The sequence below is a fragment of the Nocardiopsis dassonvillei genome, from assembly GCF_964273065.1.
In the GTDB taxonomy this organism is placed as follows: Bacteria; Actinomycetota; Actinomycetes; order Streptosporangiales; family Streptosporangiaceae; genus Nocardiopsis; species Nocardiopsis dassonvillei_B.
The window spans coordinates 4,094,526-4,111,486 of sequence record NZ_OZ186815.1 but is presented as its reverse complement, the minus strand read 5'-3'; the positions used below and the strand labels follow the sequence as shown (position 1 = coordinate 4,111,486).

Below are 16,961 nucleotides of genomic sequence, written 5' to 3'. Positions count from 1 at the left end.
CGCAGGGGCCCCGGTCGGCTCCGTCCACCGGCCCGATCACGATCGAGCGGTGAATGGTCATGACCGACAAGACGCCCGTACGCTGCCCCGCCATCGAGCACCCCGACCTGCCCCTGGCGGACCCGGCGGGCCTGGAGCCGCTGCTGGCCCGGCTGGCCGACCCGGCCCCGGTGACCGCCGACGCGACCTTCCCGCTGGGCACCCTGCGCCCCGACGGCCGCGTGGACCTGTGCAAGCAGGGGCTGGGCCTGGCCGGGGCGCGCCGGGTGATCCCGGCGGCCGCCGCCTCCCCGCACGCCGCGCACATCCTCCTGGGCACCAACGCCATCGGCTCCGAGGGTGCCCGCGTGCTGGCCGACGCCCTGGCCGGCGACCACGGCCTCCAGACCCTCTACCTGGGCTGCAACCGCATCGGCGCGGACGGGGCGGCCGCCCTGGCCGACCGGCTCGCCGACGACGGCACCGTGCGCGCACTGTGGCTCAAGCGCAACCCGGTCGGCGACGAGGGCACTCGTGCGGTCGCCGGGGCGCTGGCCCGCAACCGCCGCCTGCGCTCCCTGGACCTGGTGAACACCGGGATCACCGCCGACGGTCTGCGCGCCCTGCTGGACGCGCTGACCGAACGGGAGGCCCCGCTGGAGCGGCTGTTCCTGGGCGGCAACGGCCTGGGCCCGGACACCGCCGGACTGCTGGCCGCGTTCCTGCGCGAGGCGGGGGTGCGCGAGCTGTACGCGCCCGCCAACCACCTGGGCGACGAGGGCGCGCGGGCCATCGCCGACGCCGTCGGCGGCCTGGACCGTCCGGTGACCCTGGGCCTGGGCGGCAACGGCATCGGCGTCGAGGGCGCCGTCGCCCTGGCCGGGGCGCTGGGCGGCATCGAGGCGCTGGACCTGGGCCGCCCGCCGTCGCAGCGGGCGCTGGGCGCGCCCGGCAACGAGCTGGGCGACGCGGGCGTGTCGGCGCTGGCCGAGGCCATCCCCGCCAGCCCGCTGCGCCGCCTGGAGGTGCGCCACACCGGGTTCGGCTTCCCGGCCGCGCGCGCCCTGTCGGAGGCGGTGGCCCGCAGCGGCCGCATGGAGTACGCGGGCCTGGGCCCGGGCCTGCCGCGCCGCACCAAGCGGGCGATCGCCGGGAACCTGCGCCCGGCCCGCGGCGTGCACGAGGACATGCGCGCGATCGCGAGCCTGTACCGGTGAGGCCGGTGTACCGCCCCCGCTCGGAGTCCCACCGGCCGATGCGGGCCGCCGGTCTGCGCAAGGGGCGCCGCTACGGGATCCCCTACGCCGCGGTCGAACGCGCCACGGAACGGCGCCTGGCCGGGGACTGGCGCGGCGCCTGCGCCGCCGCCGGGGTGGACGCGGACATCGACCCCGACGCGCTGCGCCACGAGCACGGCACCGGGTTCACCGACCGGCTGCTCGACGACCTCCACCACCTGGTCCCGGACCTGGCCAGGCTGCACATGCCCCGGTTCTGGAACGGAACGGGCACCCTGGTCCCCCAGCAGCCCGTCCTGCTCTCTCGGCCGGGCGGCCCGGAGGGGCCCTGGCTGACGCTGCGCACCCGGGGCTGGAAGGTCCACGGGGACCAGCGGCCGCTGCTGACCGTGGAGGAGGTGCCCCTGGGGGAGTTCCTCCCGCGCTCCAACCGGGTGCCGTACGCGGCGCACTGGGCGGGGGCCGCCCACCTGTGGGCGACCTCCCGGCACCTGTGGGACGCCCGGCACGTCCACGAGATGCGCGAGCGCTGGGGCGGCGGGCCCGACCGCGCGCCCTTCCTGGACCCCGACGGGACGCCCCGCACCGTGGACGGGCTGCCCACCGCCGATCCGGGGCCCGACGACCCGGCCGCCCGCACCGAGTGGATCGACACGCTCCACCAGGCGGGGAAGGCGGTCGAGGCCTTCGCGGCCGCCGGGATCGACCTGGACCTCACACCGGTGGACATGGACTGGGGCGAGCCGGTCGACCCCCTGGAGACGGCGGTGCAGCTGCCGTTCTCCCCGGCACGGCTGGCCGCTGAGGGCCGCCGTCTGGCCTCCGCGGGATTCGGCACGCGGTTCCGGATCCCCTTCACCATCCACGAGTCGGTGGTCCTGGACCTGGAGAAGGACGTCCCGAGGCTGGGGATCGAGGAGTACCTGCTCTGGGAGTCCGAGGAGCCGCCGGTGCTGCCGGAGGTGTGCTGGACCCGGCCGCCGGACATCGACGTGCTCCGCGACGGGATGTCCCCCGACGAGCTGCACCCGCTGGTCCGCGAGGCCCTCGCCCCGGCCCGGCCGCCCGCCGACCGGCCGCGCACCCTCCCGGCCCTCGGCCCGGCCCGGGTGCGCTGCCGCGACGGGGAGTGGCACACGGTGACCCCCACCGCCCGCGGCCTGGACATCCCGCACACCGCGGAGGAGCTGGAGCGCGAGGCGGCGCTGCGGGCGCTGGGCGGTGCGAGCGGCGGCTGCTTCACCGCCCGTGACGCGTGGAGCACCGGAAGGGGGCGCCTTCCCCGGGCGCTGCGCGTGCCCCGCGACGACCTGTTCGAGCGGGTGCGCCACGGCGACACCGACGCGGTCCTGCGCCACCTGGACGGGGGCGGCGACCCGAACCTGCGCGACCGCCACGGCAGGTCCCTGCTGCACCACCTCGCCATGGTCGACCACGAAACGGCGCTGCCGCTCCTGCTCGCCGCCGGGGCGGACGTGAACGCCGCCGACACGGAGGGACGCACGCCGCTGTACTTCGCGGTGACCGGCAGCGGGACCGTCGAACTCGCGCGCGCACTGCTGGACGCGGGCGCGCGCACCGAGGACATCGGCGACGACGACCTGGACGGCGCGATCGACCGGCGCTCCGCGGAGGACGCCGAGGAGGAGGGGATCACCAAGCAGGACTGGGAGAGCCTGCCGGAGGAGCTGTGAGAACCGCTTCCCACCACCCGTCGGTGTCGCACGGGCCGTGGCGGGCGGCGGGACTGCGCAGGGGCCGCCGCTACGGGATCCCCTACGCCGCGGTCGAACGCGCCACGGAACGGCGCCTGGCCGGGGACTGGCGCGGGGCGTGCACGGCCGCCGGGGTCCACGTCGACCTGGACACGGACGCGCTGCGGCGTGCGCACGGCTCCGAGTTCGCCGAAAGGCTGCTGGACGACCTGCACCACCTGGTCCCCGACCTGGCGCGCCTGCACCTGCCGCGCTCCTGGAAGGGGGTGGGGCTGATCATGCCGGGGCACGACGCCCTGCTCTCCCGGCCCGGCGGCCCGGAGGGCCCGTGGCTGACGCTCGGGCTCCGGGACACGCGCATCATCGGGGACCAGCGGCCCACACTCGCCGTCCAGGAGCGGCAGGCGAACCCGGAGATCGCGTACTCGCCGCAGGGGCGGGCCTTCGTCACGCGCACCGCCAGGTCGTCCCCCACGGGGCACTGGCGGGGGCTCCCCCAGGTCTGGGAGACCTCGCGGCACCTGTGGGACTCCCGGTGCACGGGTGAGGCGCGCGAGCGGTGGGGCGGGAACACCCACCGCGTTCCGTTCCTGGACCCCGACGGCACCCCGCGCACGGTGGACCGGCTGCCCGCCGAGGACCCCGGAACCGGGGACCCCGTCGCCCGCGCGGAGTGGATCGACGGCCTGCACCAGGCCGGTCGGGTGGCCGAGGCGTTCGCCGCGGCCGGGATCGAGTTCTCCCCCGAAACGGTGGTGTTCGGCTCCTCGGTGGTCGACCCGGTGGCGGTCGCCGCGAGGCTGCCCCTGTCCCCCGCCCGCCTGCGCGGCGAACTCCGCCACCTGGCCGCGACGGGGCTCGGACGGAGCTTCCAGCTCCCCTTGGACGCGCGCACCACGATGGTGGCCCTGCTGGACGGGGAGTTCGTGCGGCTGGGGTTCGTGGAGTTCGCCCCCCGCTTCTCGGCGGAGCTGCCGGTCCTGCCCGAGGCGTCCTGGACCCGCCCGCCGGACGTCGACGTCCTGCGCGACGGGATGTCCCCCGACGAACTCCACCCCCTGGTCCACGGCGCGATCGCCCCGGGCCGTGCCCCCGGAGCGCCGCCCGAGCCCGCCTTCGCGGACCGGAGCCCCGTCCGGGTCCGCTGCCGGGGCGAATGGCACGCGGTGTTCCCCGGCGACGGAGTGCTGGACGTGCAGCACAGCGAAGAGGAACGGCGACGGGAGGAGTCGCTGAACGTGCTCGGCGGCCGCAGCAGCGGGTGCTTCGCGGTCGCAAAGGCCTGGGCCACCGGTAGCGGTCGGCTGCCCAGGGCGCTGCGCGCCCGCCGGGACGACCTGTTCGAGCGGGTGCGGCACGGCGACACCGACGCCGTGGTCCGCTACCTGGACGGGGGCGGCGCCCCGGGGGTCCGCGACGCCTCAGGGAGGACGCTGCTGCACCACCTCCGTTTCCTCGACCACGAGCTGCTGCTCCCCCGCCTGCTCGCCGCCGGGCTCGACGTGGACACCGAGGACGACCGGGGGCGCACCCCGCTCTACTACGCCGCGGTGGAGAGCACGCAGACCGGACCGACCCGCGCACTGGTCCGCGCGGGGGCCCGCACCCGTGACCTGGGCGGGTATCCGCCGGTCCAGTACGCCGTCTGCGGGAACTACTTCGACTACTGGTTCGAGGAGCTGGACGCGCTGAAACCGGATCCCGCCTGAGGCCGGACCCCGGGGCGCCGGGTCTTCCGCACCGCCGTCCTGTGGTCGCTCCCGACAACAAGCGTTGGTCTCCAGAACGCTGGCCGCTTGGAAAGGCACAGACCGCGGAGCGCGGGCCCGCCCTGCCGCAGTCGGCGTGCGGCAGACCACCAGGCCTGGGCGTTGGGCGCACATCGACTGTGGCGGGGGTTTACGGGGCGGGTGCGCGCGAGGCCTGCCCCGCCCGGCCACACAGGTCCACGGAGGAAGGGTCCGCCTGCGAACCCGCCGGTCGCACCCGACCCCGCTTGTAACACCGACCACAGACGCCGTAACCCGCACCCACCCGCCCTCCCACACCACAGAGGGACGAACCCGGGCGAAAACCCCTCCCCCATCCCCGGCACAATGGCCTCCATGCGCCTGACCACCCTCGCCCGCAGCCCCGACCTCATCGAGGTCCTGGACCGGCCCGAGCTCAACCCCGGCCCCGAGCCCATGTTCCACGACCAGGTCAGCGCCCGGTTCTGGAACCGCCTCCCGCACACCTTCGGCGACCTCCAACTGGTCCTGCTCGAAGACGACGAGGTGGTGGCCCGCGGCCACGCCGCCCCTCTGGCCTGGCACGGCACCCCCGACAAACTGCCCCACGGCGGCTACGACTGGGTCCTGGAACAGTCCTTCGCCGACCACGGGGCCGGACGCGCCCCCACCATCGCCGCCGCCCTGTACATCGCCGTCCCCGACGCCCACCAGGGGCGCGGCCTGAGCTCCGCGATGGCCCGCCACCTGCGCGAAGCAGCCGCCGCCAAGGGACTGAAGGCCCTGGCCGCACCGCTGCGCCCCACGTTCAAGGACCGCTACCTCCTCATCCCCATGGCCGAGTACGCGGCCTGGACCCGCCCGGACGGCACCGCATTCGACCCGTGGCTGCGCACCCACCAGCGACTCGGCGCGCACCTGCTGCACCCGTGCGAGGAGTCGATGGTGGTGGAGGGGACCGTGGAGGAGTGGCGCCGCTGGTCCGGTCTGGACCTGCCCGGCAGCGGCCGCCACATCGTCCCGGGCGCCCTGGCCCCGGTGGACATCGACATCGACGCCGACCACGGCCGCTACGTGGAACCCAACCTCTGGGCCTGGCATCCGCTCACCTCCCGCTCCTAGACCCGGCCGCGGACACGGCGAACCCAGCCCCCTGCACGACCGGAGAACGTCGCCGCCCCTGCACGACCGGAGGCGCGCCCAACAGGCCGGGGCGGCTCTCCCCGGTGTGCGGGCAGGAGCAACCGAACCCCCCCGGAGCCGGACGGCACGGGACCGCACCTCGCGGACCGGACAGCACAAACCCGAGCGGCACTCCGTCCGACCCCACACGGGTCCGACGCCCAGCGCCGCCCGACCAGCCACCCGACCGCCCGCCGACCACCCACCCGCCCGTCGGCACCCGAGCCCCCTGCAACCTCCTGCGGGTCGACCGGCACCCCACCCCGCACGCCGCCCCCACCCCGCACGTGGCCGTCACCCCATGACCTCGGTCACGTCGGACCGCGCACGCCGTTCCGCCATGCGCTGGGAACCACAGGGTCCCGTGAGGTCACAGCGGTGGAAGGCCCGGACCGCCCGCGCCCCCTCCCGAGCCCGCACCCCAGGAGACACGAGACCCGCTTGACCTAAAGTAAAGTTGAGGTTCGATGCTTCCTCGGAGGAGAAACCGCCCTCGGAGGAGCCCCACATGCCCCATTCCCACACCGATCCCCACACCGGCCCCGATACAGGTCCCCCTACCGGCCCCCACACCGGCCGGGCGGCACCGCCCCGGGCCGGCGCACGCGAGTGGACCGGACTGGCCGTCCTCTCCCTTCCCACCATGCTGCTGACCATGGACCTGACGGTCCTGCACCTGGCCGTCCCCCACCTGAGCGCGGACCTGCGCCCCAGCGCCGCCCAGCTCCTGTGGATCACCGACGTCTACGGCTTCCTCATAGCCGGGTTCCTCATCACCATGGGCGCCCTGGGCGACCGCATCGGAAGGCGCAGGCTGCTGCTGATCGGGGCGACGGTGTTCACCGCGGCCTCGCTCCTGGCCGCCTACGCGCCCACCGCCGCCGCGCTCATCGCCGCACGGGCCGTTCTGGGTGTCGCGGGCGCCACCCTCATGCCCTCCACCCTGGCGCTGATCCGCACCATGTTCCAGGACCCGGCCCAGCGCACGGCGGCGATCGGCGTGTGGATGGCCGGCTTCATGGTGGGCGGTGCGATCGGCCCCCTGGCCGGCGGCGCGCTGCTGGAGAACCACTGGTGGGGCTCGGTGTTCCTGCTGGCGGTGCCGGTCATGGGCCTGCTGCTCGTACTCGGCCCGGTGCTCCTGCCCGAGTACCGCGCCTCCGACCCCGGACCGGCCGACCCGCTCAGCGCACTGCTGTCGCTGGTCGCCATCCTGGCCGTCGTCTACGGGATCAAGGAGGCGGCCGCGCACGGCCCGAGCTGGACGGCCGCGCTGGCTGCCGCCGCGGGCCTGGCGGTGGGCGCGGTGTTCGTGCGCCGCCAGCGCGTGCTGGAGCGCCCCATGGTGGACCTCGGCCTGTTCGCCGACCGCTTCTTCAGCACCTCCATCGGTGTGATGACACTGGGCAGCTGCCTGATGATGGGCATCAACCTGTTCGTCGCCCAGTACCTGCAGATGGTGCTCGGCATGTCCCCGTTCCAGGCGGGGCTGTGGACCCTGCCGATGGTGGCCGCGATGCTCGCGGGCACCGTCGCGGCCACCGTCGCCGCCCGCCGCGTACGGCCCGCCTTCGTCATGGGGGCGGGCCTGACCCTGGCCACCGCCGGGTTCGCGGTCCTGGCCATGGCGGACGGGGCCGCCGGGTTGACGGCGGTGGTGGCGGGAACGGTGGTCTTCGCCCTGGGCCTGGCTCCGGTGAGCGCCCTGGGCACCGACATCGTCGTCGGCTCGGTCCCGGCCGAGCGGGCGGGCGCGGCCTCGGCCCTGTCGGAGACCGGGAACGAACTGGGCGGCGCGCTGGGCATCGCCGTGCTGGGCAGCATCGGCGCAGCGGTCTACCGCACCTCGATGGAGAACACCCTGCCACCGGACCTGCCGTCCCAGGCGGCCCAGGACGCGGGATCCACCATCGGCGGTGCCGTGGCCGCGTCCGGGTCGCTGACCGGCCCGCAGGCCGACGCGGTGCTCCGGGCCGCCCAGGAGGCGTTCACCGACAGCATGGGCGCCGGGGCCCTGGCGGGGGCGGCGGCGCTGGCGGTCGCCGCGGTCCTGGCCGCGGTACTGCTGCGGGGGGTGCGGCCCACCGCCCACAGCACCGCGGCCGAGCCGTCCGTCCGCTCCCGGCAGGAGGCCCGGCAGGGAACAGCGCACGAATCGGCGTAGGAGGACGTGAAGTGCCGGGCGGCGTGCGGCGGCTCGCGGTCGGACGGGGCCTCCGTACGCACTCCTCACCCCCCGCTGTCCGGCGCCACCGCGGAAAGCTCCACGGTGACGCGGAGCCCGCCGTCGGGACGCGGGACCAGGGTGAGGGTCCCGTCGTGCGCCCGGGTGACGCTCCTGACGATGGCCAGCCCCAGGCCGACGCCCGCGTGGTCGGTGTGGATGCGCTCGGTGCCGCGCCGAAAGGGCTCGGTGAGGGTCGCGACCACCTGCGGGCCGAGCCGCTGGACGGACGGCCGGGACCGGAACGCGCAGGCGCTCGCCGAGGTGCTCGCCGCCGAGGCCGACGAGCGGGTGGTGCTGCTAGGCGACCTGAACGGGTCCACGGACGACCGCGCGCTCTCCGGCATCACCGCGCTCCTCGACCCGGCCCAGGAGCTGGCGGGGGACGGCTTCGGCTTCAGCCGGCCGGCACGGTTCCCGGTGGTGCGCATCGACCAGGTCCTGGTCAGGGGCGTGGAGGTCGAGGGCTCCTGGGTGCTGCCGGCCACCGGCAGCGACCACCTGCCGGTGGGGGCCGGAATCAGCTGGTGAGCACCCGCGGGCGACGGTCCGGCCGGAACGGCGGCCCGGATACCGGTATAGTATGGCCGGTATAGTTATTGAACCGCGAGAGAGGTCCGCATGGTAGAGATCCTGACCGCCGCCGAAATCGCCCGGGGCAGGGAGGCCGGCGCCCTGGTCGCCGAGATCCTGCGCACGCTGAGGGACCGCACGGAGGTGGGCACGAACCTCCTGGACATCGACCGGTGGGCCCGGGAGATGATCACCGAAGCCGGGGCGCAGTCCTGCTACGTGGACTACGCGCCGTCCTTCGGGCGCGGGCCGTTCGGCCACCACATCTGCACGGGCGTCAACGACGCCGTGCTCCACGGGCTGCCGCACGACCGCACGCTCGCCGACGGCGACCTGCTGACACTCGACCTCGCCGTGTCCCTGGGAGGGATCGCCGCGGACTCGGCCATCAGCTTCATCGTGGGAGGGTCGAGGCCCGCCGAGAGCGTCGCGATGATCGAAGCGACCGAGCGCGCGCTCAGCGCGGGGATCGCCGCGGCCCGGCCCGGAAACCGCGTCGGCGACATCTCCCACGCCATCGGCTCGGTCCTGCGGGCGGCGGGGTACCCGATCAACACCCAGTTCGGTGGCCACGGGATCGGATCGACGATGCACCAGGACCCGCACGTCTCCAACAACGGGCGGCGCGGCACCGGGTACAAGCTGCGTCCGGGGCTGCTGCTGGCGCTGGAACCCTGGGTCATGGCGGACACCGCGGAACTGGTCACGGACGCGGACGGGTGGACGCTGCGGAGCGCGACGGGCTGCCGGACGGCGCACAGCGAGCACACGATCGCCATCACCGAGGACGGGGCCGAGATCCTCACCCTGCCGAGGTAGTCGAGGGCGTGCACCGGGCCCACAGGACCGCTGCCGTGCCGTGCCCGGCACGACGGGCACGGGCCCGGCGGGACGCGCACGGACTCGGCACCGCGTGTGCGTGAGAGATCCGTAGGAGGTCTCGGAACCGCTGCCGGACCCGGATCAGGCTCGGGCGGAGGGGACCGGGGGCGGCCCGTGGTCCGGGGCGGCCCCCGGTGCACCCGGCCCCGCACCTCGCGCCCGGCCGGGGCCGGGGACGGCCTCCGCCCGTGGCGGCCTGTCGGGCGCCGGGGCCGCACGGACCGCCGCGCGGAACAGTGCACAGACCGCCACCGCGCGGAACGGTGCTCATGCAGGCGCAGCGCGGACCAGGACGTCGTAGGTGTCGGTCGTGCGCTCCAGGTCCACACCCAGGCCGCGGGCCCAGGCGTCGAGCCCGGCCTGGGCTGCCCGCCCGTCGCGCCCGTCCTCGACCACCAGCTCCAGCTCCAGGAACATCCCGGCGCCCTCGACCTCGTCGAGGCACACCCCGATCGGCCCGGCGGAGCCCGTGCGCCGGGTCTTGACGATGCGCACGTGCGGGACGTACCCCAGGGCCGTGAGGACCCCGTGAGCCGCCTCCCGGTCGGCGACGGCCGTCTCCTGCTCGGCGCACTCCATCGCGTCGGCCATCGGGGTCTTGGTGGTGAGGATGTGCTCCCGGCCCTGGGTGCGCAGGCGGGCGAAGGTGAACCCGGCCTTGCCCTGGGAGGGGTCCCAGCCCCGGGGGGCGTAGGCCTGGTCGTCCTGGCGGGCGGGCGCTCCGAGCACGACACCCGCGGCCCCGAGCGCGGCCACCAGCGCACCGGGGTCGCGCACCCGGTACTTCGTCTCGATCTCCCGCCGCATCCCGGGCCTCTCCCGTCTCGGTGCCGCCGTCCCGGCGAGCGTACCGGGGCGGACGCTGCGGGGTCCGGGATTCTGCGGGATCGATCCCGGAGCGGGACCGCCCCGCCCCTCCGTCCCCGCCCCTCCGCCGGTATCCGGTGCGCGGCGCGTCGGCGGGTTCTGGAAGGCTGTGCCGAAAAGGCTTGAAAGACCCGAAAGGCCCGACCGGCATGAAGGAGGCCACCGCATGAAAGCCGCAGGGCACCCCTCCAAGGCGCACCGCCCGATGCGCGCCGCGGGTCTGCGCATGGGGCGCCGCTACGGCGTTCCCCGCGCCATGATCGAGCGCGCCGCCGCGCGGCGGGCCGTGGGCGACTGGCTGGGCGCCTGCGCTGCCGCGGACGTGGCGGTCGACCTGGACCTGCGGGCGCTGCGGCGCGCGCACGGCGCGGAGTTCACCGGCCGGCTGCTCGACGACCTCCAGAACCTGGTTCCCGACCTGGTGCGCTGGCACTTCCCCCGGCTCTGGCACGGTGACGGCCGCCTGCTGCCCGGTCAGCGGCTGCTGCTGTCCCGCCCCGGCGGGGCGGAGGGCCCCTGGCTGGCGGCCCGCCAGGCGGACCGGCTCATCCACGGCCACCGCCGCCTGGTCCTGTCTGTGGTGGAGCACTCCTGGGAGGGCCTGCTGCTGGAGCGCTGCGAGTCGGCCATGCGGGTGAACCACTGGGAGAACGTCCCGCACATATGGGAGACCTCCCGCTACCTGTGGGACGCCCGCCGCGTCCATGAGGCCCGCGAACGGTGGGGCGGGAGCGCCGACCGCGCCCCCTTCCTGAACCCGGACGGCACCCCGCGCACCACCGCCGGGCTCCCCACCGCCGACCCCGGTCCCACTCTCACCCCCGGCCCGGGCTCCGACCTCCTCCCCGCCGCCGACCCCGGCTCCAGCGCCCCCGCCCCTGGACACACCACCCCCGGCTCCGGACACACCGTCCCCGCCCCCGGCCCCGATCCGGCCACCCGCACCGAGCGGATCGACGGCCTGCACCGCGCCGGACGGGTGGCCGAGGCCTTCGCCGCCGCCGGGATCGCGCTGGACACGGCTCCCGTGGAGCGGGAGTGGGGCGCCCCCGTCGACCCGGTCGAGGCGCTCTCCTACACGCCCCTGTCGGTGGCGCGGCTGTCCGACGAGGTGGCGCGGCTGTCGGCGGCCGGGCACGGGGACGTGTACTGGTTCCCCTACGACGCGGACGGCCGCTTCGCGGTCGAGCGCGCCCCCGACGGCTCCCTGTCGTTCCGCCTGGAGGCGTGGACGTCCTGGGAGAAGGAGGGCGGCCTGCCGGTCCTCCCGGAGGTGTGCCGCATCCCCGCGATCGACGTGGACGTGGTCCGCGACGGGCTGTCCCCCGACGAGCTCCACCCGCTGGTCCGCGAGGCGCTGGCCCCGGCCCGGCCGCCCGCCGACGGACCCGTCGGACCGCCCCCGTGGACCCCGCCCGCCGACCCGGTGCGGGTGCGCTGCAACGGCGAGTGGCACACCCTCTCCCACGCCGACGGCCGGCTCACCATCCCGCACACCGCCGAGGAGCGGGGCCGCGAGGCCGCGCTGCGCGCCCTGGGCGGAACACCGGCCGGCTGCCACGCCGTCCTCGAGGCCTGGACGACAGGCCCGGGCCGCCTGCCCCGGGCGCTGGCCCGGTCGCGCGACGACCTGTTCCAGCGTGTGAGGCACGGCGACACCGACGCCCTGGCCGCCTACCTGGACGCGGGCGGCGACCCCCGCGTCCGGGACCGGGGCGGCCGTACCCTGCTCCACCACCTGCACCTGCTGGACCACGGGGCCGTGCTGCCGCGCCTGCTGGCGGGCGGGGCGGACCTGGAGGCCCGCGACGGCGAGGACCAGACCGCCCTGTTCCGGATCGCCCGGTTGGAGGGGCCGCCGGAGCTGGGCCGGGCGCTGCTGGAGGCGGGCGCGCGGACGGCGGACATCGGCGGCGACGGCAGGCACGGGAACGACCTGGCGGAAGCGGTCGAGGGGCTCGAGTACCGCGGCGGCCCGCACGAGGAGTGGTCCGCCCTGGTCGAGGAGTTCTGCGGCGGAGAAGAAGGAGAGGAAGAGGAGTCGTGAAGGAGTCCCCCCACCGCCCGCCCCCGGCGTCCCACCCCCCGGAACGGGCCGCGGCGCTGCGCGGGGCGTACCGCTACGCCGTGCCCCGGGCGATGATCGAGCGCGCCACCGAGCGCCGCCTCGCCGGGGAGCGGCGCGGCGCCCGCGCGTCCGCGAACGCCGGCGTCCGGCCGGATCCCGAAGGGGGCCGCGGCCTGATCGCCGTCGGCACCGCCCCGGAGGGCGTCACCCAGGGCTACGACCTGTCGGAGAAGGAGCACTTCGAGGAGGCGGTGCACGCGGCCTCCGGCTCCGGCGGCGGGTGGGACGGCCTGCTGGAGGAGCTGGAAGAACCGGAGGAGGATTGAGCGCCGCACCGGGGGACATCGTGTGGAGGGCGCGGATCCGGAGGCGGACCGAACGGCTGCGGCGCGTCCGCCGCTACGCCGTGCCCCGGGCGATGATCGAGCGCGCCACCGAGCGCCGCCTGGCCGGGGACTGGCACGGAGCCTGCGCCGCCGCCGGGGTCGACGTGGCGATCGACCTGTCCGAGCTCCGCCGCCGCCACGGCGCGGAAACGGCGGACGCGGTCCGGGAGGACCTGCTCCACCTCGTTCCCGACCTGCTGCGCTGGCACTTCCCGCGGAGCCCGCAGACGCCCTCCGTGCCGGCCCCGGAGACGACCTTCGAGCTCTCCCGGCCCGGCGGCGACCGGGGCCCCTGGCTCACGGCCCGGACCCTACGGGGCCGGGCCGACTCGCCGCAGCGCATCGTCCTGGACCTGCGCTTCGTCTTCAGGCCGGGCCGCAGGGACCACGCGGACTCCATGTGGTCGGCGTCGCGGTACCTGTGGGACGCCCGGCACGTCCACGAGACCCGGGAACGCTGGGGCGGGAGCGCCGACCGCGTGCCCTTCCTGGACCCGGACGGCACCCCGCGCTCCCCGGACCTCCTCCCCACCGAGGACCCCGGACACACCGACCCCGCCGCCCGCACCGAATGGATCGACGGCCTGTACCGGTCCGGGAGGGTGGCGCAGGCCCTGGCCGCCGCGGGGATCGTGTCCGATCCCGGTGACTTCCCCGAGGGGTCCGTGCCCGCCCACCCCTTCCTGTCACCGGTGCGCCTGGCCGCCGAGTTCCCCCGGCTGACCGCGGCGGGCGGCCCGAGGCGGACCGGCATCCGCCTGGGCGAGGAGTGGAGCGCGCCCTGGCTGGAGGTGCGCGGGGACGCGGGCCGCACCCGGCTCGGGCACCTGGAGCGGACGGCCGCACCACTGCCGCTGCCCGAGGCGCTGTGGGAGAGGCCCCCGGACATCGACCTGGTGCTGGCGGGGATGTCCCCCGACCACCTGCACCCCTTGGTCCGGGAGGCCCTCGCACCCGCCCGGCCGCCCGCCGACGGACCCGTCGGACCGCCTCCGGGCCCGCCGCCCGCCCCCGTGCGGGTGCGCTGCCGCGGCGAGTGGCACACCGTGGTGCCGACCGGCGGCCGCTTCGTCGTCCCGCACGAGGACGCGGAGGTGGCCCGGGAGGCCGCGATGCACGCCCTGGGCGGATCGGTGGCCGGATGCTTCCCGGTCGTCCGCGCGTGGACGACGGGGCGCGGGCGGCTGCCCAAGGCCCTGCGCCTGCTGCGCGCCGACCTGTTCGAGCGGATCCGCAACGGGGACACCGACGCCGTCCTGGCCTACCTCGACGCGGGCGGGGACCCCGGGATCCGCAGCGGCGAGGGGAACACCCTGCTGCACCGCCTGCACCTGCTGGACCACGAGGCCCTGGTGTCCCGGCCGCGCGACGCGGGTGACCGCGACGGCTCCGCCCCACCGGCCCCGGCCCCGGCCCCGGCCCCGCGCCCCGAAGGCGGGGTCCCGCTGCTGCGGGCGCTGCTGGACGCCGGGCTCGACCTCGACGCCGTCAACCGCAACGGGTTCACCCCGCTGGGCCTGGCCGCGCACTCCAGGGGAGGGGTCCCGCTGCTGCGGGCGCTGCTGGACGCAGGTGCCCGCACCGAGGGCATCGCCCCGGGGCGGGACGGGTCCGGGCGGCGGGACCTGGCCGACCTCGTCGGGGAGCCGACGCTGAAGAGGCTGCGGGAGGAAGCGCCGTGACCGCCCCGTACCGCGCGGGGTCGGAGTCGCACCCGCCGGAACGGGCCGCCCGCATCCGGCGGATCCGCCGCTACGCGGTGCCGCGGGCGATGATCGAGCGCGCCACCGAGCGCCGCCTGGCCGGGGACCGGCGCGGATCCGGGAGGACCTGTTCGAGCGGGCCCGGTACGGGGGCACCGACGGCGTCCTGCACCGCCTCGGCCGCGGCGGTGACCCGCGGGTGCGCGCCCGCACCGGCGCGACCCTGCTGCACCACCTCCCCCGCATCGACCACGGGGTGCTGCTCTTCCGCCCGCCGGCGGGCGGGCTCGACGTCAACGCGCGCGACGCGCAGGGGCGCACCGCGCTGTTCCCGGCCGCCCACCGGGGCGGCGGAATCCGCTTGAGGACGCTGTGCGCCGCCGGGGCCGGGCGGGAGGACATCGGCGGGTCCGGGTGGCGGAGCACCGGCGGGCCCGTGCATGCCCCGCCGCCCCCGGAGTCCCTGCACGCCCCCGCCCTGAGCAGGGCCGGATCCCGCGGCGGCGCCGCGTGGGAGGCACTCGGCACGGACCTGTTCGGCCCCGGCTGGAAGAATCGGCTGTGGCCGGACCGGGGCCCGGCCGGTGGTGCAGACCGGTCGTGGATCGACCCGCCCCCGGATCCCGAAAGGACCCATGAACACCCCGTACACCGCATACCCGCCTTCGGACACCCCCGCCCGCCGGAGTGCGCTCCGGCGGATCCGCCGCTACGCGGTGCCGCGGGCGATGATCGAGCGCGCCACCGAGCGCCGCCTGGCCGGGGACTGGCGCGGCGCCTGCGCCGCCGCGAACGTCGACGTCCGCCTCGACCCCGACGCGGCCCGCCGCGAGCACGGCACGGAGTTCGCCGACGCGCTCCTGGACGACCTCCGCCACCTGGTCCCCGACCTGGTCCGCTGGCACCATCCCCGGCAGGCCGCCGACCAGACCTGGATCGACGCACCCCGGTTCCCCGTCCTGTCCCGGCCCGGCGGCGACCGGGGCCCGTGGCTGACGGTGCGCTCCCCGCACCCGCGCACGAACCGGTACGACGGGAGCGGCTGGTCGCAGCGCCTGGTGCTGGAGCTGACACCGCACGAGGAACTGGGCCTCGACGCCCCCTTCCGCGACAGGGTGTACGAGCCGCAGCTCTGGACCTCGTCCCGGTACCTGTGGGACTCCCGGCACGTCCACGAGACCCGGGAACGCTGGGGCGGCGGCCCCGACCGCGCCCCCTTCCTGAACCCCGACGGCACCCCGCGCACCAGCGCCGCACTCCCCACCGCCGATCCCGGCCACGCCGACCCGGCCGCACGCACCGAATGGCTCGACCGGCTCCACGGGGCCGAAGGGACCTCCCAGGCCCTCGCCGCCGCCGGGATCGAGGCGGCCGACGCGGGAACCGTCCACGCCCTGGCCCGGTTCCCCCTGTCCGCGGGACGGTGGCGTACGGAGCTCGACGGCCTGGCGGCCCTCGGGCACGGAGGCCTCACCTGGTTCACCGCGGAGTTCTCGCGCACGTTCGCCGTCGAGTACGGCGGACACCGGATCCGGGTGGGCCTGGAGAACCACTACACCACGCCCCCGGGCCCGACCGTGCCCCTGCCCGAGGTCTGCTGGGCCCGGCCGGTGGACATCGGCATGGTGCTGGCGGGGATGTCCCCCGACCACCTGCACCCGGTCGTCCGCGACGCCCTGGCCCCCGCCCGGCCGCCCGCCGGCGGGCCCGTCGGACCGCCCCCTTGGGAACCCCTGGAACCGGTCCGCGTCCGCTGCGGCGGGGAGTGGCACACCCTCGTTCTGCGGGACGGGCGGCTGGTCGGCCCGCACACGGAGGAGGAGCGCGCCCGGGAGCGGGCGATACGCGCCCTGGGCGGTTCCAGTTCCCCCTGCTTCCGCGCCACCGAGACCTGGCGGTCCGGCCGGGGGTGGCTGCCCAAGGGGCTGAAGGCTCGGCGCAGCGAGCTCTTCGAGCGGATCCGCCACGGCGACACCGGCACCGTCCTGGCGTACCTGGACGGGGGCGGGGATCCGCACGTCCGCGACGGCGAGCGCAACACCCTGCTCCACGAGCTGCACCACCTCGACCACACGGTGCTGCTGCCGCGCCTGCTCGCGGCCGGGCTCGACGTGGACGCCGAGAACGAGGCGGGCTGGACCCCCGTCCACCGGGCGCTCCGCTTCGGCGGGAGCCCGGCCCTGGCCCGGGCGCTGGTCGCCGCCGGGGCCCGCGTGCACCGGACCGGTACCTCCGACTTCAGGAGTGTCGACCTCGCACCGGCTCTGGAGGGGCTGCTCCGCCAGGGCAAGCTCGCCGACCCGGCCGGGTGGGAGGAACTGCTGCGGGAGCTGTGACCGCGGAGCCCGTTCCGTCACCGGCTTTTGGGAGGATTCGGTCACGAGCGCGGAAGGAACCGCGGCGCGAACTCCGAG

Annotated in this window: 13 protein-coding genes and 1 pseudogene; 11 read left to right on the top strand and 3 right to left on the bottom strand. The window is 76.2% G+C overall.

Annotated elements, in window-relative coordinates:
- The first annotated feature begins 59 nt into the window (after window positions 1-59).
- The 5 genes from ACSUPR_RS18325 (at window position 60) to ACSUPR_RS18305 (ending at window position 8,008) form a co-directional block, all read left to right on the top strand.
- Window positions 60-1,196: a gala protein gene (locus ACSUPR_RS18325; RefSeq protein ID WP_436885873.1), complete on the top strand. Its 1,137-nt coding sequence runs from the start codon at window positions 60-62 to the stop codon at window positions 1,194-1,196.
- The gene (locus ACSUPR_RS18320; protein WP_436885871.1) at window positions 1,193-2,911 is read left to right on the top strand and encodes an ankyrin repeat domain-containing protein; all 1,719 of its coding nucleotides are present in this window, start codon (window positions 1,193-1,195) and stop codon (window positions 2,909-2,911) included. Before ACSUPR_RS18325 ends, ACSUPR_RS18320 begins: the two co-directional genes overlap by 4 nt.
- The gene (locus ACSUPR_RS18315; protein WP_436885870.1) at window positions 2,908-4,641 is read left to right on the top strand and encodes an ankyrin repeat domain-containing protein; all 1,734 of its coding nucleotides are present in this window, start codon (window positions 2,908-2,910) and stop codon (window positions 4,639-4,641) included. Before ACSUPR_RS18320 ends, ACSUPR_RS18315 begins: the two co-directional genes overlap by 4 nt.
- Before the next feature lie 396 nt (window positions 4,642-5,037).
- On the top strand, window positions 5,038-5,784 hold the full coding sequence (locus ACSUPR_RS18310; RefSeq protein ID WP_436885868.1) for a hypothetical protein: 747 nt from the start codon (window positions 5,038-5,040) through the stop codon (window positions 5,782-5,784).
- A 568-nt stretch (window positions 5,785-6,352) separates the two neighbouring features.
- A complete protein-coding gene (locus ACSUPR_RS18305) occupies window positions 6,353-8,008 on the top strand; it encodes an MFS transporter (RefSeq protein ID WP_436885866.1) in 1,656 nt (551 codons plus the stop codon).
- Between the two features lie 65 nt (window positions 8,009-8,073).
- Here ACSUPR_RS18305 and ACSUPR_RS18300 read toward each other — a convergent pair whose 3' ends face one another.
- Window positions 8,074-8,274 (bottom strand): ATP-binding protein, encoded by a 201-nt coding sequence (locus tag ACSUPR_RS18300; RefSeq protein ID WP_436885865.1) that lies wholly within the window; start codon window positions 8,272-8,274, stop codon window positions 8,074-8,076.
- Here ACSUPR_RS18300 and ACSUPR_RS18295 point away from each other — a divergent pair.
- Window positions 8,252-8,599, top strand: a pseudogene (locus ACSUPR_RS18295) (endonuclease/exonuclease/phosphatase family protein); the annotation flags it as partial. The gene ACSUPR_RS18300 and the pseudogene ACSUPR_RS18295 sit on opposite strands and share 23 nt — an antisense overlap.
- A gap of 90 nt (window positions 8,600-8,689) precedes the next feature.
- Window positions 8,690-9,460, top strand: coding sequence for a type I methionyl aminopeptidase (gene map, locus ACSUPR_RS18290; protein WP_436885863.1), 771 nt, complete (start codon window positions 8,690-8,692; stop codon window positions 9,458-9,460).
- Window positions 9,461-9,790: 330 nt separating this feature from the next.
- On the opposite strand, the gene ACSUPR_RS18285 is transcribed toward map, so the two are convergent.
- Complete coding sequence (locus ACSUPR_RS18285; protein ID WP_436885861.1) at window positions 9,791-10,330, bottom strand: class IV adenylate cyclase; 540 nt, start codon at window positions 10,328-10,330, stop codon at window positions 9,791-9,793.
- A 226-nt stretch (window positions 10,331-10,556) separates the two neighbouring features.
- Between ACSUPR_RS18285 and ACSUPR_RS18280 the strand changes: the two genes are divergently transcribed.
- The 3 genes from ACSUPR_RS18280 to ACSUPR_RS18270 are packed head-to-tail and all read left to right on the top strand — an operon-like array spanning window position 10,557 to window position 14,526.
- Window positions 10,557-12,437, top strand: a complete 1,881-nt coding sequence (locus ACSUPR_RS18280; RefSeq protein ID WP_436885859.1) for a hypothetical protein — start codon at window positions 10,557-10,559, stop codon at window positions 12,435-12,437.
- Window positions 12,434-12,784 (top strand): hypothetical protein, encoded by a 351-nt coding sequence (locus ACSUPR_RS18275; RefSeq protein WP_436885857.1) that lies wholly within the window; start codon window positions 12,434-12,436, stop codon window positions 12,782-12,784. The genes ACSUPR_RS18280 and ACSUPR_RS18275 overlap by 4 nt, the downstream gene beginning before the upstream one ends.
- Entirely contained in the window at window positions 12,781-14,526 is a 1,746-nt protein-coding gene (locus ACSUPR_RS18270; protein ID WP_436885855.1) for a hypothetical protein, read from the top strand. Before ACSUPR_RS18275 ends, ACSUPR_RS18270 begins: the two co-directional genes overlap by 4 nt.
- A gap of 70 nt (window positions 14,527-14,596) precedes the next feature.
- Here the strand turns inward: ACSUPR_RS18270 and ACSUPR_RS18265 are convergent, their stop codons facing one another.
- Complete coding sequence (locus ACSUPR_RS18265) at window positions 14,597-14,800, bottom strand: hypothetical protein (RefSeq protein WP_436885853.1); 204 nt, start codon at window positions 14,798-14,800, stop codon at window positions 14,597-14,599.
- 382 nt (window positions 14,801-15,182) lie between these two features.
- On the opposite strand from ACSUPR_RS18265, the gene ACSUPR_RS18260 reads away from it, so the two are divergent.
- Window positions 15,183-16,883 (top strand): ankyrin repeat domain-containing protein, encoded by a 1,701-nt coding sequence (locus ACSUPR_RS18260; protein WP_436885851.1) that lies wholly within the window; start codon window positions 15,183-15,185, stop codon window positions 16,881-16,883.
- The last annotated feature ends 78 nt before the right edge of the window (window positions 16,884-16,961 follow it).

Coding starts and splice junctions, on each gene's coding strand:
- ACSUPR_RS18325 (WP_436885873.1), top strand. CDS start 60: ATGACCGACAAGACGCCCGTACGCTGCCCCGCCATCGAGCACCCCGAC.
- ACSUPR_RS18310 (WP_436885868.1), top strand. CDS start 5,038: ATGCGCCTGACCACCCTCGCCCGCAGCCCCGACCTCATCGAGGTCCTG.
- ACSUPR_RS18305 (WP_436885866.1), top strand. CDS start 6,353: ATGCCCCATTCCCACACCGATCCCCACACCGGCCCCGATACAGGTCCC.
- map (WP_436885863.1), top strand. CDS start 8,690: ATGGTAGAGATCCTGACCGCCGCCGAAATCGCCCGGGGCAGGGAGGCC.
- ACSUPR_RS18285 (WP_436885861.1), bottom strand. CDS start 10,330: ATGCGGCGGGAGATCGAGACGAAGTACCGGGTGCGCGACCCCGGTGCG.
- ACSUPR_RS18280 (WP_436885859.1), top strand. CDS start 10,557: ATGAAAGCCGCAGGGCACCCCTCCAAGGCGCACCGCCCGATGCGCGCC.
- ACSUPR_RS18260 (WP_436885851.1), top strand. CDS start 15,183: ATGAACACCCCGTACACCGCATACCCGCCTTCGGACACCCCCGCCCGC.